Here is a 25203-nt window from a genome sequence, read left to right as displayed (position 1 = left end):
CTTTCGCAGCGGAAGCATGATTGAAATCTAGGCCGGGCCGGGAAAGGAGAATAGCAAGGCACGATCTGGCAACGGCTAAAAAACTTCTCCAGGAAGTTACGGGCGCAAAACACTCAAGCCGTTGCCATGTCTACAGAACTTCAAACTCCAGTTTCCTCAGGCGCCGCGCGCTCGGTTCATCAAGATTCGCGCCAGCGGTTGGCGCGCGTGCTCGCCGATTTGCGCGTAGCGATTCGAGGCTCGGAGCAGGATTTCACCGCAGGCCATCTCGGCCGCGCTATTTTGCTGCTTTCCGTGCCGATGGTGCTGGAGATGGTGATGGAATCCATCTTCGCCGTCGTCGACGTTTTCTTCGTCGCACGGTTGGGAGCGGAAGCCGTTGCCACCGTCGGCCTCACCGAATCCGTCATCACCGTGGTGTTTGCGGTGGCCATTGGCCTGAGCATGTCCACCACGGCCATGGTAGCGCGCCGCATCGGCGAGAAAGATGCGCGGGGCGCAGCGGTTGCGGCGGTGCAGGCGCTGGCGCTCGGCGTGATGGTGTCGGTGCCGGCCGCGCTCGCAGGCGTCTACTTTGCCGCGGATTTGCTCCGCCTGATGGGCGCTTCGCCGGGTATTCTGGCCAGCGGCGCGGGCTACATGGCGGTCATGCTCGGCGGCAACGTGACGATCATGTTGATCTTCCTGATCAACGCCATCTTTCGCGGTGCCGGCGATGCCGCCATTGCCATGCGTGCCCTGTGGATCGCCAATGTGATCAACATCGTGCTCGATCCGTGTTTCATCTTCGGCTGGGGGCCGTTTCCGGAGATGGGAGTGACGGGTGCGGCGGTGGCGACGAACATCGGCCGGGGCACGGGCGTGCTCTATCAGCTCTACGTGCTGTTGCGCGGCGGCAGCCGCATCCGGTTGCAGCGCGCGCAGCTCCGCCTTGATTGGGAAGTCATGGCACGGCTGGTGCGGGTTTCGCTCGGCGGCATCTTCCAGTTTCTGGTGGCCACCGCAAGCTGGCTGGGGCTGGTGCGCATTGTGGCGATCTTCGGCAGTGCCGCTTTGGCCGGCTACACCATTGCCCTGCGTATCATCGTGTTTGCGATTCTGCCTTCGTGGGGCATGAGCAACGCCGCGGCGACACTGGTCGGGCAAAACCTGGGCGCCAACCAGCCCGAGCGCGCCGAACGGTCGGTGTGGCTCACCGCCTGGTGCAACGTGATTTTCCTGGGTGGTGTCACTGTGATATTTGTGCTCTTTGCCGAGCCGCTGGTGCAACTTTTCAGCAGAGATCCGGAAGTCGTGCCGCTCGCCGTCGATTGTCTGCGCTACGTCAGCTATGGCTACGTTTTCTATGCGTTCGGCATGGTGATGGTGCAGGCCTTCAACGGCGCCGGCGACACGTTCACGCCCACGGTGATCAATCTCGCTTGTTACTGGCTGTTTCAGATTCCGCTTGCCTATGGTTTGGCGATACCGCTCGGCTATGGCGCGCAGGGTGTTTTTGCCGCCATTGCCATTGCCGAGTCCACCCTGGCGGTGGTGGCGGTGCTGGTGTTCCGCCGCGGCACATGGAAAATGCGCCAAATCTAGTCCATTGCAAGTTCAGTCGTGACAAGATGTGCCTGCAACATTGAGAAAACAGAGAAGACGGAGCTGATGAGGCCAAAGAGAATCTTCCAAAGACGACTCACGCTGTTTGCTCTGTCTTCTCCTTCTAACCTTCTTGGTTGCAGCTTTGCCGTATTGGGAGTTGAGCTTTTTCAGAAATGGCAAGCAGTTGTCGCGCGGAAACGCGGAGAGCGCAGAGGTGCAGCATCAAAAGGCCCTTCTCAGCGTACTCGGCGACTCTGCAGTCAGATTCTGATTCTCGCTGGTCCGGCTTATGCAATACACGCAATCCTGCAGCATTTTTCCATCGCGTTCGCAGGTTCGTAGTCCTGCTCCCTTGTGGGGCACTGTTGCAACCGCGAATCCACTGGCTTCACCAGCCGCCCACCAGGGGCGGGAACTGCAAACACGTTCATTCAATTGAAAACTGCTGTAATCAACCCAATGTGGAGAATGAGATGACCAGTACAGCAGCAACGCATGCGGCCCTTGCCGCTGCGGCCGCGATTGCGAATGCCATCAAAGCCTCCGGCACGCTGGTGCACGTCGAGACAGAGGCCTTCCACACCATTCTCGCCAAAATGAAGGCGCCCTTGGTGGTGATGGCCGAAGGTGGTGTCTTTGCGAAGAAGTATTTGTACCTGGTGAGCTACAAGGGGTTGGCCTTCCATACCAAATCGGCAACGCCGCTCTATTTACCGAGTGATACGGAGCTGATTCAGGCAAAGAAGATTTGGATGCCGGATTGAGCGCGTGGCGGGCAACGAAGGTGACGGCAGCCGAGGGGATTTGCCACGCACGGCCGGCACTCTACAAGACGCGGCTTGCAACGACTCCCTCCTGCGGCGGCAGATCTGCAGAAAGATGATTTCAGCGCAGGGGGCGAATTCCCGGCGTTACGGCTGGCAAGCTTCCGCTTCAAGCCTCCGCTTTTTTCGCTTCTGTCGTCGCGCTTTCAGATTTCTTTGCCGCCTCGGTGGTTGCGGGCTTGCTGCCGTTGTTGTTCCGCGCATAGTCAGTGATGTAAAACCCGCTGCCTTTGAAGCTCAAGCCGACTTGCGGGGAGAATTGCTTCTGCAACGCGCCGCCGCACGTCGGGCAAACGGTCAGCGCGGGATCGGAAAATTTTTGCAGCACTTCAAGCGTATGTTCACAATCGCGACAGCGATAAACATAAATGGGCATGGGAGCTCTCCCAAACAAGTCAACCGCCCTCCGGACAGCGGAGGGCGGTTGATCAGTTTGCAACGGTGAGACGGACTCAATTGATCTTGATCGGAATCTCTCTCGGCCGCGCCTCCTCCGCCTTGGGCAGGTGCAGCGTCAGCACACCATCCTTGAATTTGGCCTCGATCTTGTTGACCTCAATATGCGTGGGCAGGCGAAACGAGCGCTCGAAGGCACCATAGCTTCGCTCGAGGCGGTGATAGTTCTTGCCCTTGTCCTCTTTCTCCTGCTTCTTTTCACCGCGGATCGAAACCACGCCGCCCTCATAACTGATCTTGACATCATCCTTGGTGAGGCCGGGCAGCTCAGCGGAGACCTCATAACTGTCCGCCGTCTCACTGATGTCCACCGCAGGACCCCAGGCGCTGCTCCGCAATGAGGTCTCGAACGAATCGCGATCGAACAGAGTGCCGAACATCCGGTTCATATCCGCCTGCATGTTCAGCATGTCACGAATGGGACTCCAACGTACGATTGACATGGTTGAACACCTCCTCGGAAAGAATTGAGTTGTAAGTGAACGCTGATTTACTTTGATTTCTTAGCGCTGCTTGCGCGTCTCACCCGAGAAACTAGCAACCGGCATGCCAGGCGGCTACTGCCAAATAAGCGATTGTTTTCTCGTTGCGGCTCACACCGAGCATGGCGGGAAGCTCTGAATTTTTGGCCAACGCGTGCCGAGTTTGCTTTCTCCCGGCAGTCATGATGACAGCAGCAGGGCGGCAAGACTGAAATTTTTTCAGACGAATCAGGAGGGTTGAAGCAAGAATGTCAAATCCCAAAAAACTGAGCCACTTCAACGCCAGCGGCCAAGCGACGATGGTGGATGTCAGTGAGAAAGAAGTGACCCGCCGCGAGGCCATTGCGCGCGGCGAGATCTTGATGCAGCCGGAAACCATCGCTTTGCTGGCGCGTAAAGCCCTGCCCAAAGGTGACGGCCTCGAAGCCGCGCGCCTGGCGGGCATTTTGGCTGCCAAGAAAACCGGCGAATTGATTCCGCTCTGCCACCCTCTTGGCCTCGATTATGTGGACGTGCAGATCAACGTGCAGCCCGACCGGCTTGCACTCGAAGCGACAGCCCGCTGCACCGGCAGAACCGGCGTGGAGATGGAGGCGCTGACCGCCGTGGCCGTTGCAGGTCTGACGCTGTACGATATGTGCAAGGCGGTGGACCGTGAGATGGTGATTGGACAAATCCGATTAGTGAAAAAAAGCGGCGGCCGCACAGGAGAGTATCGCCGTCCGGGAGAAGAGTTTGCGCCGGAAGGCGAAGCCGGCACGTCTTGACTGCCGGAGCGCGCGGCTGACAAAGTGCTTGTTCAAGGGCAGTGCGCGCATTATATTTGCGTCAATTTTGTCACACGAACGTGCTTGGCGGGTGAGGGCTGGGTTGCTGAGGTTCATCCGCTTTCGCATTCAATCAAGGCAGAGAATATCCATGTCAGAATCCAAATCCACGGATCTATCCCGGCTGCGCCTCGATCGCAGCCGTTCCGAAACTTCGAACAACACCAGCGCCCGGCGCGGCGGCGTGATTCTGTTTGGCCTATTGGGCCTGGCGGTGCTGGCCGTGTTGTTCCTTTTGTTCCGCGCGGGATTCAGCTCTGCGGTGGAGGTGGAAACCCACAACGTCATTGCGGTTTCGCCGGCGCAGCAAAACGCGGTCTTGACGGCGAGCGGCTACGTGGTGGCGCAGCGCCAAGCCGCGGTGGCTTCGAAGGGCACCGGCCGGTTGGTTTATCTCGGGGTGGAAGAGGGGGATCAAGTCAAAGAGGGACAGATCATCGCGCAGCTCGAGCACAGCGATTTGGATGCGGCACTGGCTGAAGCGAAAGCCAGTCTCAATCAAGCGCTGGCCCTTGTGGAACAGGCCAAGGCTGAACGGGCCGACGCCGAATCGAATTTTGTCCGGCACCAGAAGCTGCTGGCGGATCAACTCATCGCGCGTTCGGCGTTCGATGCGGCTGAGGCACGGTTCAAGCGCGCGGAGGCCGCCGTGCTGGCAAGCGAAGCAGCGGTGCAGGTCGCCCGCACCCGCGTGCGCGCCGCGGAAGTCGCGCTGGAGTATACCAACATTCGCGCGCCCTTTGACGGTACGGTACTGACCAAGAATGCCGATGTCGGAGAAATCGTTGCGCCGTTCGGCGCCTCCACCACCGCCCGCGCCGCCGTGGTTTCGATTGCCGACATGTCCTCGCTCGAAGTGGAAGCAGATGTGTCGGAATCCAACATTCAGCGCATTCAACCCGGACAAGCGTGCGAGATCGTGCTCGATGCTTATCAGGATACGCGCTATCCCGGCGTTGTCAGCAAAATTGTGCCGACCGCCGATCGCGCCAAAGCCACGGTGTTGACCAAGATCAAATTCGTCGAGCGTGATCAACGCGTGCTGCCCGAGATGAGCGCGAAGGTCGCGTTTCTCGCGCAACCGGCGGCTGCGGCAGTGATCAGCAACGACAGGAAGATCGTCATTCCGGCCTCCGCGCTGGTGACCCGCGAGGGGCAGAAAGTCGTTTTTGTCATCCGCGAAGGCAGCGCGGTCGCGACGCCCGTGGAGATCGCCGGCACAATCGGCAGCCAGCTCGAAGTGCGCAGCGGCCTGTCGGAAGGCCAGCAGATCGTGCGCAACCCGCCGGAGAATCTGCAGGATGGGATGAAGGTGAAGGTGGTGGTGAAGTAGATTGTCACTCCTGCTGCCCCGCGTTTTGCATGCTCAAATTATCGCGTTTGCCTGATTCCAGTTCACGGTGATTCACACTTCTGAGGATGATTCTAGCGAGAATGACAGGCAGCGAGACCCTGGGTGACGCGATGAAGCCTGGCCACGCGGATCCAACAAGCGTCACCGAGCCTGCTGGGAATTCGAGCCGATCTCTCATTGGAGAAGAAAGCAGCATACGTGCACTGCCGGGAGGCGGCAAGGAACAACTTGGTGTAATGACCGAAATATGACAGGAAAGGGCCTATGCCAAACAACATCGTCGAAGTCAAAAACGTTTCCAAATCGTATCAGCGCGACAGCCTGAAGATTCCGGTGCTCGAGAACATCGACCTGGCAGTGCCGGAAGGCGAATTCCTCGCGCTGATGGGGCCTTCCGGCTCGGGCAAATCCACTTTGCTGAATTTGATTGCCGGCATCGACCGGCCGGACAGCGGCACCATCATGGTCGCCAATGACGAGGTCACCAAGCTGAGCGAATCCCAGCTCGCCAACTGGCGCTCCCGCCACATCGGCTTCGTGTTTCAATTCTACAACCTGCTGCCGGTGCTGACCGCGTTCGAAAACGTCGAGCTGCCGCTGTTGTTGACCCATCTCTCCAAGAATGAGCGCCGCGAGCGCGTGCAAATCGCACTCAATGTGGTGGGCTTGAGCGACCGCATGCGCCATTCCCCTAAACAGCTTTCCGGCGGCCAGCAGCAGCGCGTGGCCATCGCGCGCGCCATCGTGGCCGATCCCACGCTCATCGTCGCCGACGAGCCGACCGGCGACCTCGACAAGAATTCCGCCGTCGAGGTGCTTTCCCTGCTCGAGCGCCTCAATCGCGAATTCAACAAAACCATCATCATGGTCACGCACGACCAGCGCGCCGCCGACAAAGCGCATACCGTGCGCCATCTCGACAAGGGTGAGCTGGTATGAAAGTCTTCAAACTGATCTTCAAGAATGCCCTGCGCCACAAGCTGCGCACGATTCTGACCATGCTCGGCATCGCCGTGGCCCTGCTGGCGTTTGGGTTGATTCGCACGGTGATCAACGCCTGGTATGCCGGCGTCGAAGCGTCCGCCAAAAACCGTTTGGTCACGCGCAGCGCAGTTTCACTCATTCAGCCGCTGCCGTTGGCCTATCGCGAGCAATTGCTGAAAGTGCCCGGAGTACAATCCGTTGGCTGTGCCAACTGGTTCGGCGCCTATTACGGCGACCCCAACAACTTCTTCGCCAACTTTGCGGTGGACGAGGCCTATCTCGACATGTATCCGGAATTCGTTGTGCCGCCGGAACAGAAGGAGGTCTATTTGCGCGAACGCAACGCCTGCCTCGTCGGCCGCAAACTGGCGGAGCGCTTTGGCTGGAAACTCGATCAAACCGTCACCCTCACCGGCACCATCTTCTTCGGCGAGTGGGATTTCGTGATTCGCGGCATTTACTCCGGCGCGCAACCGAGCACCGATGAAACCGCGTTTCTGTTTCATTGGGACTATCTCAACGAGCGCATGCGCGCAACCAACCCGGGCATGGCCGATAATGTCGGCTGGTATATGCTGTTGATCGACAATCAGGCGAATCCCGCGGTGGTGTCCGAAGCCGTCGATGCCATGTTCCAGAACAGCTTTGCTGAAACCAAGACCGAAACCGAGCGCGCCTTTCAACAAAGCTTCGTTTCGATGTCTGGCGCCATTCTCGCCGCGATGGAAGCGATTTCCGCGGTGGTGGTGTTCATCGTGCTGCTGGTGCTGGCCAACACCATGGCCATGACCGCGCGCGAGCGCATGGCGGAATACGCCGTGCTCAAGACACTCGGCTTCCGCCCCTTTCACTTGATTGGGTTGATCGGCGGCGAATCGCTGGCCATCGCGCTGGGCGGCTTTGCCCTCGGCTTGGTGCTCATGATTTACGTGTGTAACGGCTTTGCCACTTTTCTCACTTCGAATCTCGGCAATTTCTTTCCGGTGTTCGAGTTGAAGAACATCACCATCATGCTGGCCTTTGTTTCTGCGCTTTTGGTGGGCGTGTTTGCCGCAATTTTTCCGGCGTGGCGCGCGGTGCGCATGCGCATCGCCGACGGCTTGCATCGCGTGGCCTAAACTGCCGTTTGAACTGGTCATTTCTGGGCGCAAGAACTCTATGAAAATTCCCCTCAGTTACAGCTTTCGCAGTTTGTGGACGCGACGCCTGACCACGATTCTGACGTTGTCCGGCGTGGCGCTGGTCGTATTCGTCTTTGTCGCCGCCTTGATGTTGTCCGAAGGCCTGCGGCAGACGCTGGTCGCCACGGGCGTGGATGACAACGCGATCGTCATTCGCCGCGCCTCGCAGGCCGAGGTGCAAAGTGCCATTGCGCGTGATCAGGCGAATATCATCAAGACCCAGCCCGAGGTCGCCCTCGACAGCAACGGCAAACCGCAATCGACCAGCGACGTGGTGGTGTTGATCTCGCTGCCCAAGCGTTCGAATAACGAGCCGACCAACGTCGTGGTGCGCGGCACCTCGCCGGAAGGATTGAGCTTGCGTGCTCAGCAAGTGAAACTGGTGGAAGGTCGCATGTTCGCACCCGGCCTGCAGGAGCTGATTGTGGGCAAATCCCTGCAACAGCGGTTTCAGAATTGTGAGATCGGCAGCACGTTGCGCATGGGCGGGACGGATTGGCAGGTGGTCGGCGTATTTGACGGCGGCCGCACCGGCTTTGATTCCGAAATCTGGGGCGATGCCGAAGTGATCATGCCGGCTTGGCGGCGGCAGATGTTTTCCTCGGTCACCGTGCGGTTGCGCGATCCGCAGCAATTCGAAGCACTGCGGCAACGCCTGGAAAGCGATCCGCGCATGGTGGTGGATGTCAAACGCGAAAAACAGTATTACGACGAACAATCCAAGTTCATGGCCATTTTCATCAACGTGCTCGGCACGGTGGTGACCTTCATTTTCAGCTTCGGTGCCATGATCGGCGCCATGATCACCATGTACGCGGCCGTCTCGAACCGCACGCAGGAAATCGGAACTCTGCGCGCGGTGGGATTCCGGCGGCGCAGCGTGTTGTCCGCGTTTCTGATCGAGTCGGTGTTGCTGGCCGTGCTCGGCGGCATCGTGGGACTGCTGCTCTCTTCGCTGCTGCAGTTCATCTCGATTTCCACCACCAACTGGAACACCTTTTCCGAGCTGGCGTTCAGCTTCAAGCTCTCACCCTTCATCGTGATGCAGGCGTTGATCTTTTCGCTGCTTATGGGATTGGTGGGCGGCTTCCTGCCGGCGGTGCGCGCCTCGCGCTTGAAGATCGTGGAGGCGTTGCGGACGGAGTAAGATCTTTAACGGCGAGGTGATGCACTGTTCCAAACCAATCGTTTATTCCTGCCCGTATCCTGTCGTTCAATTGAAATCTTGTGAAGCACTGGCTTGCGGCTTATTTAAAGCATACACGCGGTGCTTCACTGGATTCCGCGGTGCGAATACTTGTTTGGTGTTGCCTTGTTCTGCGGTAAGATTAGCTTGACAGTTGTTGTTGCGCTGTTATATTATGCGTGAAATTTCAAGCCGCCTTTGAAAAATGGGAAGGTTGAGGTGGAAAAGCGGGAAGGCGTCTCTCGTCTCTCGTCTCTCGTCTCTCGTCTCTCGTCTCTCGTCTCTCGTCTCTCGTCTCTCGTCCTTCTCTAAGTGTGATCGATTCTGAACGTTTGTTCAGACGAATGCTCTTTCGGGGAAAAGCTATGAAGCATCATTTCAAAGGGCGCTGTACTTTCGTCTGAGGCTGGATTCCCACCGAATTTCAATCTATTCCAAATAAGAAAAGCTTTGGCAGCCTCCAGGGAGAACCACCAAAGCTTCTCAAGACTAACAGCACCCAATGATACCCATTGGAGTTTTGAGAAGCAAGAACTTCTTCGGGGCTGCCTCCCATCACTTTATGTGCCATCGTCATCTTGCACAATTGGCGGCATGATGCTCAAACATTTAGCCCATAGGAGGCAGTATGAAAAATTTTATCACTCTACTCAGCACGGCGTTTTTGTTGCTGGCCTTTGGCTGCAGCAAGAACCCGAACGAAGCCGTTGTTGGCACGCTGAAACAAGCTGACGCGCTGAAAAAAACGGCTTCAGTAGGCTGGTATCTGACTTTCAAAGGGAAAATCGAGTACAGCGATGGTACAGTCTTTGAGTCAAAGGATGAGAAGACTATTGCGCTGCCCGAGCATCTCTGGGGCAGTGCCTGGAGTGAGGATATACAGACTCTGGGTCCTGGTGGTGAGCGAAGTTACTACATTCAGTTCCTTCCAGATGGCTATGAGTTATTGCTGTTTGCAGGCTCCAGCGTGATGTTTTTCCGCAATGATCTTGCAGTTCATTCTTGCAGGGCAAATTGGGCAATGAGATGTTGTGTTACAGTGACTTATAATGATGTAACACAATATGGAGGTTCATATGGGACTAGCGCATTTGATCCTATATTGGGAGAATTTCCTGCATTGGGAACCGGTGGAAACATAAGCCCCGGCCAAACCGGCACACTATGCTCTCAGTTTAGTAACGAAGTCACTGTGTCCTTTGACGACGATGCTGATATAAATGAAATAAGGCTGAGAGTGAGTAACAACCAGTTTTTATACCAAAGCCGGATCATTCTTTCTGCACTTATCTCTCAAGTGAGATCACGAAATATCGCCTGTGAATGAACTTATCAGTCGCGATCACGAAACATTGTCTGCTTGCAACGCCCCAGTCCATGCCACCGTCCGGCCGGGAAAACGATTGGGTGGTGGCATGGGACTGTATTCTTTCAATCATGGAGCCATGATTTATGATGATGCCAATTTCCATAATCAGAGGCTTTTGCTGCTGTTGTTTGTTGTGGACTGCCACTCTCCATGCACAGGTTCAAAACCAGTTAGGTTTGCCACAAACTGCTTTTCCTCTTTCCGACCAACGGCAACCACAGATTCAATTTATTCAACAACCGCAGGGGCATCGCGTTAATCTTTTCATCGCCCGCGACGGCCAATCTCAAATCCGTACTGTGGATTTGACAGAAGTCTTAAACGTCATTGTGGAGTTCAAAGAGTGCCCGCTTTTCATGCAGAAAAACTCACGCCTTCCAAGCGCCGTGACCCCGGTTTCGTTTTTTCGTGCGCGGTTTGAGCAATTTTCAACAGACATTCAGAAAACAAGTCAGCCCCAGCATCAACTCGGGTTTGCTAAACCGGAGATCGATCGCAAGTTTTACAAGCTTTTTTTTGGCGCCAGCTTGAAAGTTCCCCGCATGATGCTGCAGCAAATCCAGAATCTGGATTATGTCAAACAGATTCATCCTGATAAAAAGGTCGAAACCTTTCTTGATGAAAGTGTGCCGCTCATCCGCGCCGATTCGGTGTGGTCACGATACGGCACGCAAGGCGAGGCTGTGATCGTCGGTATTATCGATACAGGCATCGATTATCGGCATCCGGCCTTGGGAGGAGGCTTGGGACCGGAATTCAAAGTCATTGGAGGCGACGATGTCATCAACCGCGATGCAAATCCCCTGGATGATCACGGTCATGGCACATATGTCGCCGGCATTGTTGCGGCTGACGGTGATAGTATAAAAGGTGTCGCACCCAAAGCTCGACTCATGGCCTTTAAAGTACTCGACCAAAACGGAATCGGCTTGATGTCCGACGTAATTGCCGGCATCGAAAGAGCGCTGGACCCGAATGATGACGACGATTTCAGTGACAGAGTCGGTATCGTCAACATGAGTCTAGGTTCGGGCCCCTTCCAGCCTGCCAGTCCGGACGATGCCGTTTCTTTGGCTGTCGATAACGCCGTACGACTTGGGGTCACGGTTTGCATTGCTGCCGGTAATGAGGGCGGCTTCCGCAGTATCAGGAGCCCAGGAACAGCGCGTCTTGCCATCACCGTCGGTGCCTGTGATAAGAGTGATCGGATGGCCAGTTTCAGCTCAAAAGGCCCTAATGCAAAAACTCACTCAATCAAGCCTGAAATCGTCGCCCCTGGCGTCAACATCCATTCATTGTCATTGAATGGCGGTTTGGTCGAGGCCAGTGGGACTTCCGCAGCCGCACCTCACGTTGCTGGGGTCGCTGCTTTGCTGAAGGCGATTCACCCGGAGTGGACTCCAACCCAAATCAAATCGGCTTTGATGACTTCAGCGGTCGATCTTGGTGAGGAAGTGATGGTGCAAGGGGCTGGCCGCCTCGATGCTTTCAAAGCCGCAGAGACCGGCGTCTTCGCCACTCCGGCGCATCTGAGTTTTGGCCTCGATAATGCATCTTTGCAGGAATGGGTGAAAAGTGATACTCTCATTGTGATCAACCATTCCGGCATATTGCAGAACATTGACATTACTTTTGAGGGCATTGAAACAGGCATCGCGCTGGAGAGTATACCCTCCGATTTTGCCCTTGCTCCCGGCGACAGTCAAAGCCTGGTCATTACCTTAAAAGTCATGAATCAATTGGTGGCCACTCCTGAAGAAGGCTCATTGGCATACAGCGGTTATGCTCATCTCAATGGGACAAGAGACCGGCTTTCCCTGCCCTGGGCATTTGTCAAAGCTGCCAAAGTCATTTTGTCGTTTGATGAACCGCTTCCGCGATTTTTCTTTACGAGCAATAAAAATGTCATCACCAACTTCGATAACGTAGATATGATCGATTTCTACACGTATGAGCTGGTTGTCGCAAAAGGCGATTATGATTTGATCTCTTTGTTTTCGGGCGCCGATGAAAAGATGGTCATGAAAGAAAAACTGGCTATCGACGGGTTTATGAATTTGTCGATTCGGGCAGAGGAAGCCACGCACCGTATTAGCCTGGACGGAAAGGATGAGCAGGGTCGCCGGCTGTCATCATTGTCGAATGTCACAAATAACTATCTGTTCCTTTTCCCGGATTCATCGCGCAATCTTTATTGGGGGTTGCTTGGTTATCCGGATCAATTACTGGTTTCAAATGTCTCTGAGCGGTACGTCATCGTTTCGGCACAACATCAAGAAAGCATCGCAGATGAGCCAAGCATCCGGGTCGTTCAACATCAACCCATCCGCGGGCTGTATCAGGATAGAAGTCTGGCCAATTCGCCGGTTGACTTTGTGATGCAGCATTTGAAAATGAAATATCCTCCCAATGGCAGCTATCGGGACATTCGTTTTCCCAGCGGTTTCTCAGCGCACATTCGTGGCCATGCCTGGTTTTATTATCAGGATGCCGGCGCGATCAAGCCAACCCGCCTCCAGGCGCCGGAATGGAACGGCAAGCTCTACCAAACACCGGATGCCATCGAAAATTTTCGTTTCACCACTTCGGGAATTGCCAGAGACCTCCCTCTCAGTCCCGAGACGATAAGGGAAGATTGGATTGCTGCCGGCTCATACGGTGTTGCGGCGGATAGTATGGGGCGGTTCTTCCCGCGTTTGCGGCCGGCGGACTATCTTTCTCCCGATGGCGGTGAAATGTCATTCGGCGGCGCGCCGGTTTTTGGCCTGGTCTACCATTTCAACAACCAAATCGGAAACGCAAACATCACAGCAGATGTGGAGGCTTTCGGATCACTGAACGAGTTGAGACCGGCAGACATCGCGCGTTCACGGTATGACATATATGATGATCAACATCGTTTGATTGCCTCGGGCGAGTTGGATGATAGTTCACTGCTGAAAGTGCCTCCCATTGATGTCACTCCGGGCCATTATCGTTTGGAGATATCCCATACGAATTATTTTGTGGAAGGCGTTCGCGGCAGGGCCACATTCAAAACGGATTTCGATCTCAGGAGAGAAGATCCGGATCCGGCTTTTTTTACTTCTTTGAGGCTGCTTGATTCACAAAATCTTGCCGTTGGAAGAGTTGAAAACGGTGATGCGGCAAAATTAGTGTTTTCCGCAGCGGATGTTTTTGTGACAAAGCTTGGTAATTCTTTTCATGCCTCTTACCGGCCCATCATCGTCGACTCGACCAGGCTTTTATTAAAAGAACATGGCTCAGACTCATGGCTACAAATCGAATCCGTACCAGTTTTGGAGGATACGACTCTTTCTTACGTGCTTATTCGCCGTGCTACTGGCTGGCTTTACACAGCGGAACTGTCAGCATTTACGCATTTCGATTCAGCGGCCCTCGACCTCAAAATCAGCATTCAAGATCAAAGCGGCAACGTCACGGAATTAATTTTAGAACCGGCCTTCGCAGTGGGAAAATTCGGGACAGTCGTCAGTGTTGAAGAACAGCCGAGCGATGAAAATTCTTTGCCGCTCGCATACCGGCTTTATCCGAGTCATCCGAATCCCTTCAATCCGAGCACGGTGATTACATTCGATTTACCGCGCACCGGGAGAGTCATGCTTAAAATATATGACGTGCTGGGGCGCGTAGTGGAAACGTTGCTCGATGAGCTAGTCCCGGCAGGAAGGCACAAAATAACGTGGAATGCTGCCGGCCCAAATCACAGGCTCTTGGCCAGCGGCGTTTATATTTGCCGAATGGAAGCTGAAAATTATACAGCAACCAGAAAACTGCTGCTGCTGAGATGAGCCGACAGCAAGCAAAGTCCATCCTTATCAAATTCCAGTTGGATCGCCGCCCTGATGGAATCCTCTCGGCGCCGAAGAATTTCGACGAGAGAGAGGGCAACTGTGAACGAGATTCGTCGCTTGGTTCGGCGGCGCCTTTCAACCCCCTTGTTTCTCATCATGGCCTTGGTGAAAAGCAACTCGTCAATCAGCCTGTAATCATCGTAACGGAAATGATGATCGTTCTGGTGATGATGGCGGGCAGCTTATCTATAACGTTCCGGAGGCGGTCAGCGCGGTTCGCGATGCGCCCTCATCCTCCCGCCGGCCGCATGGCGGCCGCAAATCGACAGGATCAAAACGCTGACTCTCGGGCCTACATATTGTTCGGGAGATATTCAGACGCCAGTTCTCTCACCACCGGCTCAGGCAATTTGATCTTTCATTTCCTCAACCATTTCACGACACCATAAACCACCGGTCCCGAAAGCAACGCCAGCGCGCCGATCAGCAACTGGCGCGGCTGGAATAGTCCTTCCTCGTAAACCGTGCTGTTGATCGCCAGCAGCGCCATCACACAGGTCGGCAGCATCATCAGCAGCAGGCCCGGTTTGCCAAATGGAATCTTGAAGGGCCGCTTCGCCCCGGCATGCGTGTGCCGCATCTTCCAAACGTTGGCATACAGCAAAATGTAGCTCGCCATTTGAAACCACGAATAGATGATGAGCAATTGCGTGAAATCGAACAGCGCGAGCAGGCTGTACGTGAGGCTGCCCCACAACAAAGCCTGCGTCGGCGTGCCGAAACGGCTATGCACTTTGGTCAAGAAGCCGGGGAGAAAGCCGTCTTGCGCGAGCGTCAGCGGATAGCGCGAGGTCGCCAGCATGGTCACATTCAACAACAGCGCGTTGCTGCACAGCGCGCTGGCGGTCATGCTGTGGCCCAGCCAGTTGCCGCCGATGCTGGCGGCTGCTTTGGAGAAATAGGCGTCCGCCCATTCCTGCCAATTGCCCAGCGCTGCCAGCGCCGCCATGGTCGGCAACACGTAGCTCAACATCGCCATGGTTGCCGCGAGCAGCAGGGCCGGAGGAAAAGTTCGTTGCGGGTGTTCAACTTCCTCGGCCGCGGCCGAGAGCTTGTCATAGCCCGAGTATAGCCAGATCGCCAGCACGACTGAGCTGCCGAATCCGCCAGCCAGACTTTTGCCGGGCGCGACCAGTGGAGCAAAAGGATTGTGCTGCCACTGCGCCAGTCCCTGCACCAGCAACACGACGAACGGTACCAACAGCAGCGCGCTCAGCAAAATCGCGGTGTTGCCCACCACTTGAATGCCGCGCAGATTGAGCAGGTGCATGCACCAAATCAGGGCCAGACAAACCAGCCAATGCTGCAGGCCGGTCATCGCGGGAAACCAATTCCGCAGATAGTCCGCAAAGAGCACGGCGAAGAGGCCGTTGGTGACGACGCCCGTCATCCACGCCCACCAGCCGGCTTGAAATCCCCAGAAATCACCGAAGGCCAGGCGCGACCAGCGATACTGCCCACCTTCGAGCGGCAGCATGGTGGTCAATTCACTCACGGCAAATGAGACCGGCAGGCTGAACAGAAAAGGCATGAGCGTGAGCGTGATGAGCGCCATGCCCGGACCCGCGGCCGAGACCATGTTTTCGACGCCAAAGGCGCCGGCGCATACCGCGCCATAGATCATGAAGGCGAGTTGCAGAAAAGTGGCTTTCTTGATGGCGGCGGCGGCCATCGCGGCTCCGAGTCTTTAGTGATTCTCCGGCAGGTTGAAGCTTGCCGCAGTTTTTCGTGTGCCTTGGGTCTGTCTCTGGCGGCGCGAATATATCGCAAAACGCCGGCATTGTCAAGCTGGGGCGGCGCGCGACGATCGGCAGGCGCACGCGCAGGCCGGCGATGGTGCACCACGAATTTCTCCTTGCATTTTCAAGCGAAAATTGACACTATCTCGCCCGATTTCAGCCGTGCCGCGAGTTCGGTTGTCGTTTGTTGCGCGGCACGCAGAACCCAATTCTTGTTGATTCCCTGCCAGCCGGTGACACAATTTATGACGGAATACACTGCCAGTGAAATGATGGTGGCGCGCGCCAGTCGCGAGCTGCAAAATGAAGACGTGGTGTTCGTCGGCATCGGGCTGCCCAACATGGCCTGCAATCTCGCACGCCTCACTCACGCTCCGCATCTTACCTTGATTTATGAATCCGGCGCGGTGGGCGCGGTGCCGGAGCGCCTGCCGGTTTCCATCGGCGATCCTGCGTTGGTGGCGGGATGTTTGTCGGTGTGTTCTCTGCCGGAGGTGTTCTTGTACTATCTGCAGGGCGGCCGTATCACCGTTGGTTTTCTCGGGGGGGCGCAGATCGACCGCTTCGGCAACATCAATTCCACCGTGATTGGCGAATACGCGGTGCCCAAGGTCCGGCTGCCCGGCAGCGGCGGCGCGAGTGAGATTGCCACGCTGGCGCAAAAGATTCTGATCATCACCCCTCTAAAGAAACGCAATTTCCCCAGCCGGGTCGATTTTCTCACCAGCCCGGGCTTTCTCAACGGCGGCGGCGAACGCGCCGCGCTCGGCCTCACCACCGAGGGGCCCAAGGTCGTGGTCACCGATTTGGGCGTCTTCCGGTTCGATGCGGACACGCATGAGATGATGCTCACCGATCTGCATCCGGGCGTGGCGCTCGCGCAGGTCAAAGAGAATGTCGGCTGGCCGCTCAAGATTGCTGCTGATCTCCACACCACTGCCCCTCCCACTCCGGAGGAGTTGCGCCTGATCCGCGAAGAGCTGGATCCCAATCGCATCTATATTTGACCGGCGGCGCTTGCCGAATTGAGACGCGGCAAGGCGCCGGTGTCCTGTTTCCCGCGCGTGACGCATGCCGACACGCGCGGGTGATTCATTCCCTTCGTGAAAAACAACTCGCCCTCCGGTGCACTCTGGGCATGCATAATGACCCTACCTTTCATTCATTCCTCCTTTTGATTTTCCCTGCTCCAGAAATTTACCCTCAACCTGCGGCACAGAGACCGGCAGAACGCCGGTCGCAGCGCGGACTGCCAGGCGCACACGACATGTGGGTGCGGGCTTACAATTCTCGAGTAACTGCCAAGCGCGGTTTTTTGCCGTACGGCTTACGCCCGCGCGGAGCTGTGCCGGTATTGAGTAGGTGATGCCAACGAGCAAGCGATTGCCCGGGTGGCTTGACAAGACCAGGCTTGTGCGCGCGGCTGGCCTGCCAGCCTCGCGGAGAGCCGGAAAGCGCGAAACCTCTTGCTGCCAGACGGGCGCGGCCGTGAGAGGGCTCTGAATGTTTCCTTTTCGTTGTCCTGTGCCGTTCCGTGCAAAATCGCAACCCGCGTTTCATACGCATTCACCTTACATGGCTGTATATATCTGATGTTGAGTAACAACTGGATATTGCATCTCGAATTACGTGAACCCAATGTCTCAAACTCACATTCGCCTACGAGAAACGATCGACGGGCTGTGCCAGAGATTCACGCACACCTTTGGCGCTTCCTATTGCGGCATCGCACTGACGGCCGACGGCTCGGTGAGCTTTGCCGCGCCCGGCAGTCAGGCCGAAGCAGATACGATTCTGGCCGCGACGCCGGCGCTGTGCATCACCGTCACGCCGCTGGGCGGCCGCGCGGAGCATGACGGCTTGCCTGCCGCAACGGAGAATCACGAAGATCATCAACCGGTACGCCGCGCCGAGCCAGAACTGGCAGAGGCGATTGCGGCCGCGTGCCGGAGCGCACAGTCGATTCTGCGCTTCGATCTCCATCCCTCCTTCACGGAAAACGGACAGAGTGCGCCGCTGGGATCTTTATATCTCGCCTTTGCCCAACCCCGGCCGTTGACACCCGCCGAGGTGTCGGCCCTGCTGGCGATGGCCGAGATGATGGCGACGGTGCTGACCTTCGCCCGGCCGAAAACACTGGAGGCGGTTTCAGGAGGATTGCTGCCCACGCTCGGCCAGGCCAGCCCGGCAGCCAGCCTGCTGGATTATCCGTTCCTGGAAGCCAAGAAGCACTGGATCAAAGCCTTCGAACGCGAGTATCTCGGCCAGCAGCTCGCGAAGCATGCCGGCAATATTTCGATGGTGGCGCGCGCGGCCCGCATCAGCCGGTATACCGTCTATGCCCTGCTCAACAAGTTTCAACTTTCGGCTAAGTCCTACAAGAGAAAGAAATCGAACGGGGCACCGCGGGGACTACCGGAAGGGAAGAAGCCGCAACCCATTCTCGAATCGGCTTTCAAGAGCGAGGGAGACGAGCCCAACCAGGAATAGAGGCCGGTTGGGAAGAGGCTCTGTGCTCGAGGACTGTTCTCATCTGCCTTCGCCATTCGCCTGCACACGTTTCAGCGACCAAGCCAAACGCTTCCGTCATCTGCACAATTGCTTTGGCGGCCGCCGGCGCGCGCACCCGCTCGATTCGTTTGCCGGGTGCTGCCGGAGGATTTCGTGATTGCCCAAGTCTGGGTGGCCGGCTGCTCGCGGCCGCCGGCGAGGGCTGCTGCCGGCGCCAGCGTCACGGCGTGTGCGTTACGATTGCGATTCCAACCTCCTTTGATAAAAAACGTTATTGCATTGCATGGACAGATTCAAAGGGAGACAGCTTCGATGCAAGAGGCGACATTGGTTGGCCACCAGGTAAGCGAACCGCCAGCCAAAACGGTGCCGACCAACGGCATTCCCACCTCTTCTCGGCGTGAACAAGCCTATCATCGCTACGATGAGACCTTGCGGCCGGGCGTTGCTGCGCCCAAAACCTCGCTGGCTTTGGACAGCCGTCCCGGTGTGCCGGCGAACCCTCCCTCTGTCATCCAGCGATTTTTCGGCAACGTCGTCATTTCGCCCTTCTTTCTGTTTGGGTCGCTGCTCATCATCCTGCTGGTGCCGGAGAAGCTGGTCAAGAAAATCACGGCGCCGTTTTCCGGCATCAACTGGTGGGAGCAGTTCGGCAAGCGCTGCTTCGATTTTTGCGCGGCCGTGCTCGGGTTTATCATGTCGTCGATTCTCTTTCTGATCGTGCCGCTGCTCATCCGTCTCGATTCCCGAGGCACGGTGTTTTACGGGCAGCAGCGCGTGGGCATCAACCTGCGCCGCCGTGAACGCCGCCAGGTTGCGATTGCGGTGGCGCATGACCGGCGCCGCGGTGACCGCCGGCGCAGCGATGTTTTTGGCCGGCCCTTCACGGTTTACAAGTTTCGCACCATGCGGCAGGATGCCGAGAAATTCAGCGGCGCGGTGTGGGCACAGAAAAACGATCCCCGCATCACCCGCGTCGGTCGCATCCTGCGCTTCACTCACGTCGATGAGATTCCGCAATTTCTCAATGTGCTGCTGGGCGACATGAGCATGGTGGGGCCGCGGCCGGAACGCCCGCAGATCATTCCCAAGCTGGTGAGCCAGGTGCCAAACTATGCCAGCCGTCTGGAGGTCAAGCCGGGCATGACCGGCAATGCGCAAATCTATTGCGGCTATGATGAAACCATCGAGGACGTGCGCGAAAAAGTCCGCTATGATTTGATGTATGTCAAAGATCATAATCTCAAGCTGGACATCCTGCTGCTTTGGAAGACGCTGTGGATGATCATTCGCGGCAAGGAAGAAGCAGATTGATACATGAGCATGGAGGTTCGTAGACATGTTTGGTAGCGCGGTCCCGCAGCGTCCCGGGGCCATTGCCCGGCGGTGGAGCATGGCGGCTCTGCTGCTGCTGTGCTGGAGCGGCATTGCGGTGGAACGAGGCTGGGCGCAGGCGGAAGGCGAAGTGCCGCCGGCGGGCGAAATGCTGGCGAAATCGCAGATTTTGACCCGGCCGACGGGCGCCATCGTTTTTCTGGAAGGCGAGTATGGGCTGGCCGGCCGCGCGCCTTACACGGTCACCCATTTTCTGCGCGGCAATTATCGCATCAAGACCAAGCTGCGCGGCTACGAAGACTGGTCCACCGATTACTATTTCAACGGCAAGGGCAACGACAAAATCTCCATCAAGCTTTCCCCCAAGACCCGGGTGAAGGCTTTGGCGCGCTCGGCCCTGGTGCCCGGCATGGGGCAGGCTTACAGTGATCAGCGTGTGAAAGGCATGATCATCAGCGCCCTGCAGTTCAGCTCGCTCGCCATCTTTGTGCGGCAGGAGCTGCGGTATCGCGACAGCATCGACGATTTCAATGCCGCGCTGGCGGCCTTTCAAAACGATGCCAATCAGCGCAGCCGCCTGGACGCGGCCCAGGCCACCCTCGATCGGCGCTATGAGTTGCGGCAACGCTGGGCCATTATCACCGCCAGCGTCTACCTCTACAACTTGATCGACGTCATCGCGTTTTTTCCCTCCTACCATCGCCATGGTTTGGAAGTCAGCATGACCGCTAGCCCGCCGACGGATTTCACCGGCAACACCGCCCAGGTGGGCGTTCGCGCCCAGTTTTGATTCGCAGTTCGATAGGACGTAATCGTCAAGGCATGACACCATGAGAAAGCAAGGAATCTTTCCGCGCCGGACGCCGCACTTGCGGGCTGGTTGGCGCGTCGCCGCCCTCCTGGCGCTGAGTTTGGCATTGTGGACTTGTGCGAAGAAACCGACCGGCCCGGACAACGCCAGTGATTTTCCGGCTGCCCCCGCGAACCTCGCCCTCACGCTCGGCGACCGGCAACTCGCGCTGGCGTGGACCATTGCCGACCCGGCCCGGGTGAGAAACTTTCGCATCTATCGCTTCGACAGCTCGCAGATCGTGATCACGCCGCCGTACAAGGTCGAAAGAAAGTTTCAATTGATCGATTCGACGCGCTCGCTCAACTACCTCGATCGCACGGTGCGCAACGGCGTCACCTATTTCTATCAAATCAGTGCAGTTTCCAACAAGGGCTATGAAGGCCCGCGTTCCCCCGAGGTCGCCGGCAAGCCGAATGTTTACGGCGTCCGCATCGCCAATGGCGTGAACATCACCAGAGATCCCAAGATTCTGCTCACCGTCACCGCGCCGCCCACCACGGTGTTGATGAAGGTCGGCAACGATACGGCACTGGCGCGGATTTCCTGGCAGCCCTTCCAAGCCTCGCTCAACTGGACGCTGCCCTCCGGCGACGGCCAGAAATTGGTCTACCTCAAGCTGCGCGATCGCGACGGCAGTGAAAGTGGTCTGCTCGCCAGCGATCCCATCATTCTCGATACCAAGGCTCTCATCACCAGCGTGACGGAGAACACCGGCGGCACACCCAAGCAGAGCAACCAGATCATTCACTTCACCCTCAACGCCGGCGAGGCCAGCGGCCGCGCCTTCATCGACATCGTCAACGCGGTGAGTGACATACTGCTGTTCGATGATGGCACCAACAACGACAAGATCGCGAATGACGGCATCTACGAAGTCGACTACCGCATTCCCGGCGACGTTGAAATCGCACAGGCGAAAATCAGAGGCCGCTTCACCGATCAAGTGGGCAACGTTGCCACGCCGTTCATCGCGACCACGCAGGTGACGATTCTCAAGGTGCCCGACGCCGTGCAGTTGTTCACGCCCACGCCCACCGGCAGCCCGAGCAATGCGCTGCGCCTGACCTGGAGCACCTCCGCCGAGGCGGACTTCGCGAACTATGCCATTTATCGCAGCCGCACGAAGAACTTCACGCCCTCCGCCAATCTGCTCATCGAACAGGTGACCGTGCAGCAGACGACCTCCTATATCGATGCCAATCTGCAGGCGGGCGTGACTTATTATTACCAAATCGTGGTGAATGACATCGGCGGTTTGAGCAGCAAGCCGAGCAATGAAGTGGAGGGCAAAATCAGCCCGGACGCACCGCCGGCTGCGGTGACGCTGAACACTCCGCTGCTGGTGGGCGACGGCACCAGCAAGGTGCAGCTCTCCTGGTCGCAAAGCGGCGATCGCGACTTTGCCAGCTATCGTCTCTATCGCTCGCTCACGCCGCGGGTCGATTCGTTGTCAACGCTGGTCACCGCCATTGTTGACATCGGCGACAACGTTCATGTTGACGAGGGCCTGAGCGCGGGCACGACCTACTACTACCGCGTTTTCGTCGCGGATCAGGGACGCAATGCCACCGGCAGCAACGTCGAGTCGGTTACCACGGCGCAAAACACGCCGCCGTTCCCGGTGACCCTGGCGCAACCGGCGGTGGTGGACACTTCCTCGCTGCGGCTGTCGTGGTCGCAGAGCCTGGATACTGATTTCGCTTCCTACCGCATTTTTCGTTCGGAAACGCCCGGCGTCACCAACGGCACCCGCGGCAAGGATGCCCAGGGCAATGACGTGGATGTGTTGATCACCATTCTCAATTCCAATGCCGGCAACACCACCTATACCGATACCAACTTGCGTCCGACCAAGACTTATTACTATCGCGTCTTCGTGTACGATCGCGGCAATCTGTCGTCGGGCAGCAACGAAGTCAAGGCAAGGATCCGTCCGTGAACACACCTCGCAGGAGGCCTGCTCTGCGCACAACACGGCGGGAGCGACCTTTTTTTCGAAGGAGCGAAAAAGGCATGAACCTCATTCGGCAGCCATTCGGGCTGCTTTTGCTGCTGAGCCTGGCCGGCTTTGCCAGCGCCTTGCGGGCGCAGGACTATGTTCTGGACAAAGGCGATCTCATTCATGTTGCCTTCTGGCAGGAGCCTTCGCTCAACACGCAAGGCCGGATTGACGCCGAGGGCAAGATCGATCTGCCGCTCGTCGGCCGTCTTGTGGCCGGCGGCAAAACGGTCGAGCAACTGAGCAGCAGCATCGTCGAGAAGATCTCGGTTTACAACAAGAAGATCACGCAGGCCACGGTGACGGTGGTGGAATACGGCAGCCGCTCGATTTACCTCAGCGGCGCGGTGGCACGGCCGGGCAAGTATGCGTTTCAAGAGCTGCCCAATGTTTGGAAGGCCATTCTCGAAGCGGGCGGTCCGGCACCCAACGCCCAATTGGCACAGGTGCAAATCTTCCGTGGCGGCGAGACTTCCAATAAGATCGAAACCGTCGATGTCACCTCGGCTTTTGAATCCGGCAATGTGAAGGACTTGCCGCGGCTGAATCCCGGCGACTATCTCAACGTTCCCAGCATCACGCCGGCGGCAGGCCCCGGCGGAGGGGAAGCCAGCATGTCGCCCACGGCCATTGCCGGCAATCCGCGCAACGCCATTTATGTTTTCGGAATGGTGGCGCGGCCGGGCGTCTATCCTTTCGAGAAGGATTTGGATGTTTTGCAGGCGATTGTGCGCGCCGGCGGGCCGGCGATGGTGCAAACCAGCAGCAACAACCGCGCGCCGATCGAGCCGGATTTGCGGCGGGTGCGGCTGATCAGCCTGGGCGCCGAGGCGCCGGTTGTCTATGTGATCAACATCAAGGAATACACCAAACAGGCGGCGCCGCTGCCGCTGCGTTTGCGGCCGGGCGATACCATCTACATTCCCGGACGCGCCAACTACGGCAGCTTCATCTTTGCCAATACGCTGGTGCAAGTGCTCACCGGCACGGTTTCGATTCTGACTTCTTACTTTGTGTTGAATACCTTGCTCGGACAAAACTAACGCGATTGGACCCATGACCACCGGCGGAAAAATCGATCCTCGCAGCCTCTGGCAGCTTGCCCGGCGGCGCAAGTGGTTTCTCATCATTCCTCCTCTTGTGGCCTTGCTGGGCGCGTACTACCGCGTCACCAATTTGCCCAGCCTTTACCGGTCGGAGACGGTGATTCAGATCGGCAATGCGGCCTCGCTCTCGGCGCGCATGAATGATTTCGTCGATGGCAGCGGCGTGAAGAAACCGATCCAAATGCGCAACCTGTCGGAAGACCTGCTGGCGCAACTGTTGTCCGTGGAGGTGTTGGGGGAGGTGATCGACCGCATCGATTTGAAGCCGAGCCAGGGCATGCTGGACGAGGCGAAAAAGGTTCAACTCGAACACCCCGAGGAGAGCCTCGATACCATCGTGCGCCGCATGCAGGTCGAATGGCTGGCGCGGCGGTTTTTCGACGGCGGGGTCACCTTCGCCAAGCGCGGCAGCTCGATGCGCATTGCTTTCGAGCATACCGATCCCGACAAGGCCTATGCGATCGTGAAGACACTCTCGGAAGTTTTCATCGAGCAAAATCTCGCGCGCGAATCCAAGAGCGCGGCCATCGCCATCGGCTTCAGCAAAGAGCAGGAAGAGCGTTACCGCCAGCAATACGAGGAGGCGCTGGAACGTTTGCGCCGCCTCAAGGAGCAGACGACCTTCGAGCAAACGCGCAAGCTCGCGGTCAACCTGAACAACGAAGCGCAGGCCAATGCCACCCTGAATTCGCTGCAGGTCGATCTCAACCGCCAGCAAGATTTGCTGGCCGGGCTGGAGGCCAGACTCAGCGGCGCCACCGGCAACCTCACAATCAGCGAGACGCCCCGCATGACGGAGTTGCGCCAGCGCCTGTTCCAGAAGGCGGAGGCGCTGGTGACGGTGATGATTCAGTTCGATTGGCGTGATGCCAACGTCATCAACGTCAATCAGGAAATCGCGGCGCTGCGCGAACAGTTTCGCGAGGAAGTTTCGCAGCAACTCGGCCCCGGCCTCTCCTCCGGCGAGCTGGACTTGGCGGTGCAACGGCAGATCGCCCGCCTGGATTTGGATCTGTTGAAGCGCGAGAAGACAAAACTGGAAGACTTGCTGGAGGCGTATCGCTTCAGCATTGCCAAACGGCCGGTGCAGGAGATGCAGCTCGCCGAAGCGCAAAAGCAAGTCAACGACCTGGGCACTGCACTCTACGCGTTTCGCAGCCAGGCGCAGCGTTCCGAGCTGGGGCAGGATCTGCAGGAGACCAGCGCCGATGAGCGCTTTCGCATCATCAACCCCGCCAACCGGCCGCTGATGCCGGTGCCGCAGAATGAGGCGCAGATTCTGCTGATCGCGCTGTTCGGCGGCCTGGGTTTCGGCATTGGCGCGGTTTACCTCCTGGAGTTTTTTGATCATTCCTTCAAGTCGGTGGATGACGTCGAAACGCAGTTGGGCGTGGCGGTTTTGGGCGTAATCCCGCGAATTGAAATGGCGGAACCGGCCAAGGCCAAGCGGCCGTTCTAACGGCAGGGTGGAACAACCGGCTTCTGCTGCTGCGTGGGAAGGTGATCCCGGCAATCCGTCCCGGGCGGGCCCGGCG

The 25203-nt window shown here is 57.4% G+C and carries 20 protein-coding genes; 17 read left to right on the top strand and 3 right to left on the bottom strand.

All coding sequences use genetic code 11. From position 1 onward, the window contains the following. Positions 1 to 126 precede the first annotated feature (126 nt). Positions 127 to 1584 carry an MATE family efflux transporter gene (locus L6R21_03780; protein ID MCK6558296.1) on the top strand — a complete coding sequence of 486 codons (1458 nt, stop codon included), beginning with the start codon at positions 127 to 129 and terminating at the stop codon, positions 1582 to 1584. A gap of 476 nt (positions 1585 to 2060) precedes the next feature. Then, the gene (locus L6R21_03775) at positions 2061 to 2351 is read left to right on the top strand and encodes a hypothetical protein (GenBank protein MCK6558295.1); all 291 of its coding nucleotides are present in this window, start codon (positions 2061 to 2063) and stop codon (positions 2349 to 2351) included. A gap of 169 nt (positions 2352 to 2520) precedes the next feature. On the opposite strand, the gene L6R21_03770 is transcribed toward L6R21_03775, so the two are convergent. After that, positions 2521 to 2787 carry a hypothetical protein gene (locus tag L6R21_03770; GenBank protein MCK6558294.1) on the bottom strand — a complete coding sequence of 89 codons (267 nt, stop codon included), beginning with the start codon at positions 2785 to 2787 and terminating at the stop codon, positions 2521 to 2523. Between the two features lie 76 nt (positions 2788 to 2863). Next, positions 2864 to 3310 carry an Hsp20/alpha crystallin family protein gene (locus L6R21_03765; protein ID MCK6558293.1) on the bottom strand — a complete coding sequence of 149 codons (447 nt, stop codon included), beginning with the start codon at positions 3308 to 3310 and terminating at the stop codon, positions 2864 to 2866. Positions 3311 to 3597: 287 nt separating this feature from the next. On the opposite strand from L6R21_03765, the gene moaC reads away from it, so the two are divergent. From moaC to L6R21_03725, 8 genes are all read left to right on the top strand, one after another. Continuing rightward, entirely contained in the window at positions 3598 to 4116 is a 519-nt protein-coding gene (moaC, locus tag L6R21_03760) for a cyclic pyranopterin monophosphate synthase MoaC (protein ID MCK6558292.1), read from the top strand. 151 nt (positions 4117 to 4267) lie between these two features. Continuing rightward, on the top strand, positions 4268 to 5509 hold the full coding sequence (locus tag L6R21_03755) for an efflux RND transporter periplasmic adaptor subunit (GenBank protein ID MCK6558291.1): 1242 nt from the start codon (positions 4268 to 4270) through the stop codon (positions 5507 to 5509). A gap of 285 nt (positions 5510 to 5794) precedes the next feature. Further along, the gene (locus L6R21_03750; GenBank protein MCK6558290.1) at positions 5795 to 6469 is read left to right on the top strand and encodes an ABC transporter ATP-binding protein; all 675 of its coding nucleotides are present in this window, start codon (positions 5795 to 5797) and stop codon (positions 6467 to 6469) included. Further along, a complete protein-coding gene (locus tag L6R21_03745; GenBank protein ID MCK6558289.1) occupies positions 6466 to 7632 on the top strand; it encodes an ABC transporter permease in 1167 nt (388 codons plus the stop codon). Before L6R21_03750 ends, L6R21_03745 begins: the two co-directional genes overlap by 4 nt. 40 nt (positions 7633 to 7672) lie before the next feature. Then, on the top strand, positions 7673 to 8842 hold the full coding sequence (locus L6R21_03740) for an ABC transporter permease (protein MCK6558288.1): 1170 nt from the start codon (positions 7673 to 7675) through the stop codon (positions 8840 to 8842). A 667-nt stretch (positions 8843 to 9509) separates the two neighbouring features. Continuing rightward, positions 9510 to 10208: a hypothetical protein gene (locus tag L6R21_03735; protein ID MCK6558287.1), complete on the top strand. Its 699-nt coding sequence runs from the start codon at positions 9510 to 9512 to the stop codon at positions 10206 to 10208. A gap of 125 nt (positions 10209 to 10333) precedes the next feature. Beyond that, positions 10334 to 14062: a S8 family serine peptidase gene (locus L6R21_03730; protein MCK6558286.1), complete on the top strand. Its 3729-nt coding sequence runs from the start codon at positions 10334 to 10336 to the stop codon at positions 14060 to 14062. Then, a complete protein-coding gene (locus L6R21_03725; GenBank protein ID MCK6558285.1) occupies positions 14059 to 14514 on the top strand; it encodes a hypothetical protein in 456 nt (151 codons plus the stop codon). The genes L6R21_03730 and L6R21_03725 overlap by 4 nt, the downstream gene beginning before the upstream one ends. Here the strand turns inward: L6R21_03725 and L6R21_03720 are convergent. Then, positions 14484 to 15797: an APC family permease gene (locus L6R21_03720; protein ID MCK6558284.1), complete on the bottom strand. Its 1314-nt coding sequence runs from the start codon at positions 15795 to 15797 to the stop codon at positions 14484 to 14486. The genes L6R21_03725 and L6R21_03720 overlap by 31 nt on opposite strands. 312 nt (positions 15798 to 16109) lie before the next feature. Between L6R21_03720 and L6R21_03715 the strand changes: the two genes are divergently transcribed. The 7 genes from L6R21_03715 to L6R21_03685 all read left to right on the top strand — a co-directional run bounded on the left by L6R21_03715 (position 16110) and on the right by L6R21_03685 (position 25127). Continuing rightward, complete coding sequence (locus L6R21_03715; protein MCK6558283.1) at positions 16110 to 16871, top strand: CoA-transferase subunit beta; 762 nt, start codon at positions 16110 to 16112, stop codon at positions 16869 to 16871. 631 nt (positions 16872 to 17502) lie between these two features. After that, positions 17503 to 18354, top strand: coding sequence for a hypothetical protein (locus L6R21_03710; protein ID MCK6558282.1), 852 nt, complete (start codon positions 17503 to 17505; stop codon positions 18352 to 18354). A 333-nt stretch (positions 18355 to 18687) separates the two neighbouring features. Continuing rightward, positions 18688 to 19689 (top strand): sugar transferase, encoded by a 1002-nt coding sequence (locus tag L6R21_03705; GenBank protein ID MCK6558281.1) that lies wholly within the window; start codon positions 18688 to 18690, stop codon positions 19687 to 19689. Between the two features lie 79 nt (positions 19690 to 19768). After that, entirely contained in the window at positions 19769 to 20500 is a 732-nt protein-coding gene (locus L6R21_03700; GenBank protein MCK6558280.1) for a DUF5683 domain-containing protein, read from the top strand. Positions 20501 to 20540: 40 nt separating this feature from the next. Then, a complete protein-coding gene (locus L6R21_03695) occupies positions 20541 to 22502 on the top strand; it encodes a hypothetical protein (protein ID MCK6558279.1) in 1962 nt (653 codons plus the stop codon). A 74-nt stretch (positions 22503 to 22576) separates the two neighbouring features. Continuing rightward, complete coding sequence (locus tag L6R21_03690) at positions 22577 to 23605, top strand: polysaccharide biosynthesis/export family protein (GenBank protein ID MCK6558278.1); 1029 nt, start codon at positions 22577 to 22579, stop codon at positions 23603 to 23605. Between the two features lie 13 nt (positions 23606 to 23618). Next, positions 23619 to 25127, top strand: a complete 1509-nt coding sequence (locus L6R21_03685; protein ID MCK6558277.1) for a hypothetical protein — start codon at positions 23619 to 23621, stop codon at positions 25125 to 25127. Positions 25128 to 25203: the final 76 nt, after the last annotated feature.

The sequence above is a fragment of the bacterium genome (assembly GCA_023150945.1).
GTDB lineage: Bacteria > Zhuqueibacterota > Zhuqueibacteria > Zhuqueibacterales > Zhuqueibacteraceae > Coneutiohabitans.
The sequence above is the reverse complement of the archived record's forward strand: the minus strand, read 5'-3'. Positions and strand labels throughout refer to the sequence as shown.

What these genes read in the sequence shown, in the direction of transcription:
- L6R21_03705 (MCK6558281.1), top strand. Translation starts at nt 18,688, where the DNA reads ATGCAAGAGGCGACATTGGTTGGCCACCAGGTAAGCGAACCGCCAGCC.
- L6R21_03775 (MCK6558295.1), top strand. Translation starts at nt 2,061, where the DNA reads ATGACCAGTACAGCAGCAACGCATGCGGCCCTTGCCGCTGCGGCCGCG.
- L6R21_03710 (MCK6558282.1), top strand. Translation starts at nt 17,503, where the DNA reads ATGTCTCAAACTCACATTCGCCTACGAGAAACGATCGACGGGCTGTGC.
- L6R21_03730 (MCK6558286.1), top strand. Translation starts at nt 10,334, where the DNA reads ATGATGATGCCAATTTCCATAATCAGAGGCTTTTGCTGCTGTTGTTTG.
- L6R21_03755 (MCK6558291.1), top strand. Translation starts at nt 4,268, where the DNA reads ATGTCAGAATCCAAATCCACGGATCTATCCCGGCTGCGCCTCGATCGC.
- L6R21_03765 (MCK6558293.1), bottom strand. Translation starts at nt 3,310, where the DNA reads ATGTCAATCGTACGTTGGAGTCCCATTCGTGACATGCTGAACATGCAG.
- L6R21_03720 (MCK6558284.1), bottom strand. Translation starts at nt 15,797, where the DNA reads ATGGCCGCCGCCGCCATCAAGAAAGCCACTTTTCTGCAACTCGCCTTC.
- L6R21_03695 (MCK6558279.1), top strand. Translation starts at nt 20,541, where the DNA reads ATGAGAAAGCAAGGAATCTTTCCGCGCCGGACGCCGCACTTGCGGGCT.
- L6R21_03750 (MCK6558290.1), top strand. Translation starts at nt 5,795, where the DNA reads ATGCCAAACAACATCGTCGAAGTCAAAAACGTTTCCAAATCGTATCAG.
- L6R21_03740 (MCK6558288.1), top strand. Translation starts at nt 7,673, where the DNA reads ATGAAAATTCCCCTCAGTTACAGCTTTCGCAGTTTGTGGACGCGACGC.
- L6R21_03725 (MCK6558285.1), top strand. Translation starts at nt 14,059, where the DNA reads ATGAGCCGACAGCAAGCAAAGTCCATCCTTATCAAATTCCAGTTGGAT.
- L6R21_03700 (MCK6558280.1), top strand. Translation starts at nt 19,769, where the DNA reads ATGGCGGCTCTGCTGCTGCTGTGCTGGAGCGGCATTGCGGTGGAACGA.
- L6R21_03690 (MCK6558278.1), top strand. Translation starts at nt 22,577, where the DNA reads ATGAACCTCATTCGGCAGCCATTCGGGCTGCTTTTGCTGCTGAGCCTG.
- L6R21_03715 (MCK6558283.1), top strand. Translation starts at nt 16,110, where the DNA reads ATGACGGAATACACTGCCAGTGAAATGATGGTGGCGCGCGCCAGTCGC.
- L6R21_03780 (MCK6558296.1), top strand. Translation starts at nt 127, where the DNA reads ATGTCTACAGAACTTCAAACTCCAGTTTCCTCAGGCGCCGCGCGCTCG.
- L6R21_03685 (MCK6558277.1), top strand. Translation starts at nt 23,619, where the DNA reads ATGACCACCGGCGGAAAAATCGATCCTCGCAGCCTCTGGCAGCTTGCC.
- L6R21_03770 (MCK6558294.1), bottom strand. Translation starts at nt 2,787, where the DNA reads ATGCCCATTTATGTTTATCGCTGTCGCGATTGTGAACATACGCTTGAA.
- L6R21_03735 (MCK6558287.1), top strand. Translation starts at nt 9,510, where the DNA reads ATGAAAAATTTTATCACTCTACTCAGCACGGCGTTTTTGTTGCTGGCC.
- L6R21_03745 (MCK6558289.1), top strand. Translation starts at nt 6,466, where the DNA reads ATGAAAGTCTTCAAACTGATCTTCAAGAATGCCCTGCGCCACAAGCTG.
- moaC (MCK6558292.1), top strand. Translation starts at nt 3,598, where the DNA reads ATGTCAAATCCCAAAAAACTGAGCCACTTCAACGCCAGCGGCCAAGCG.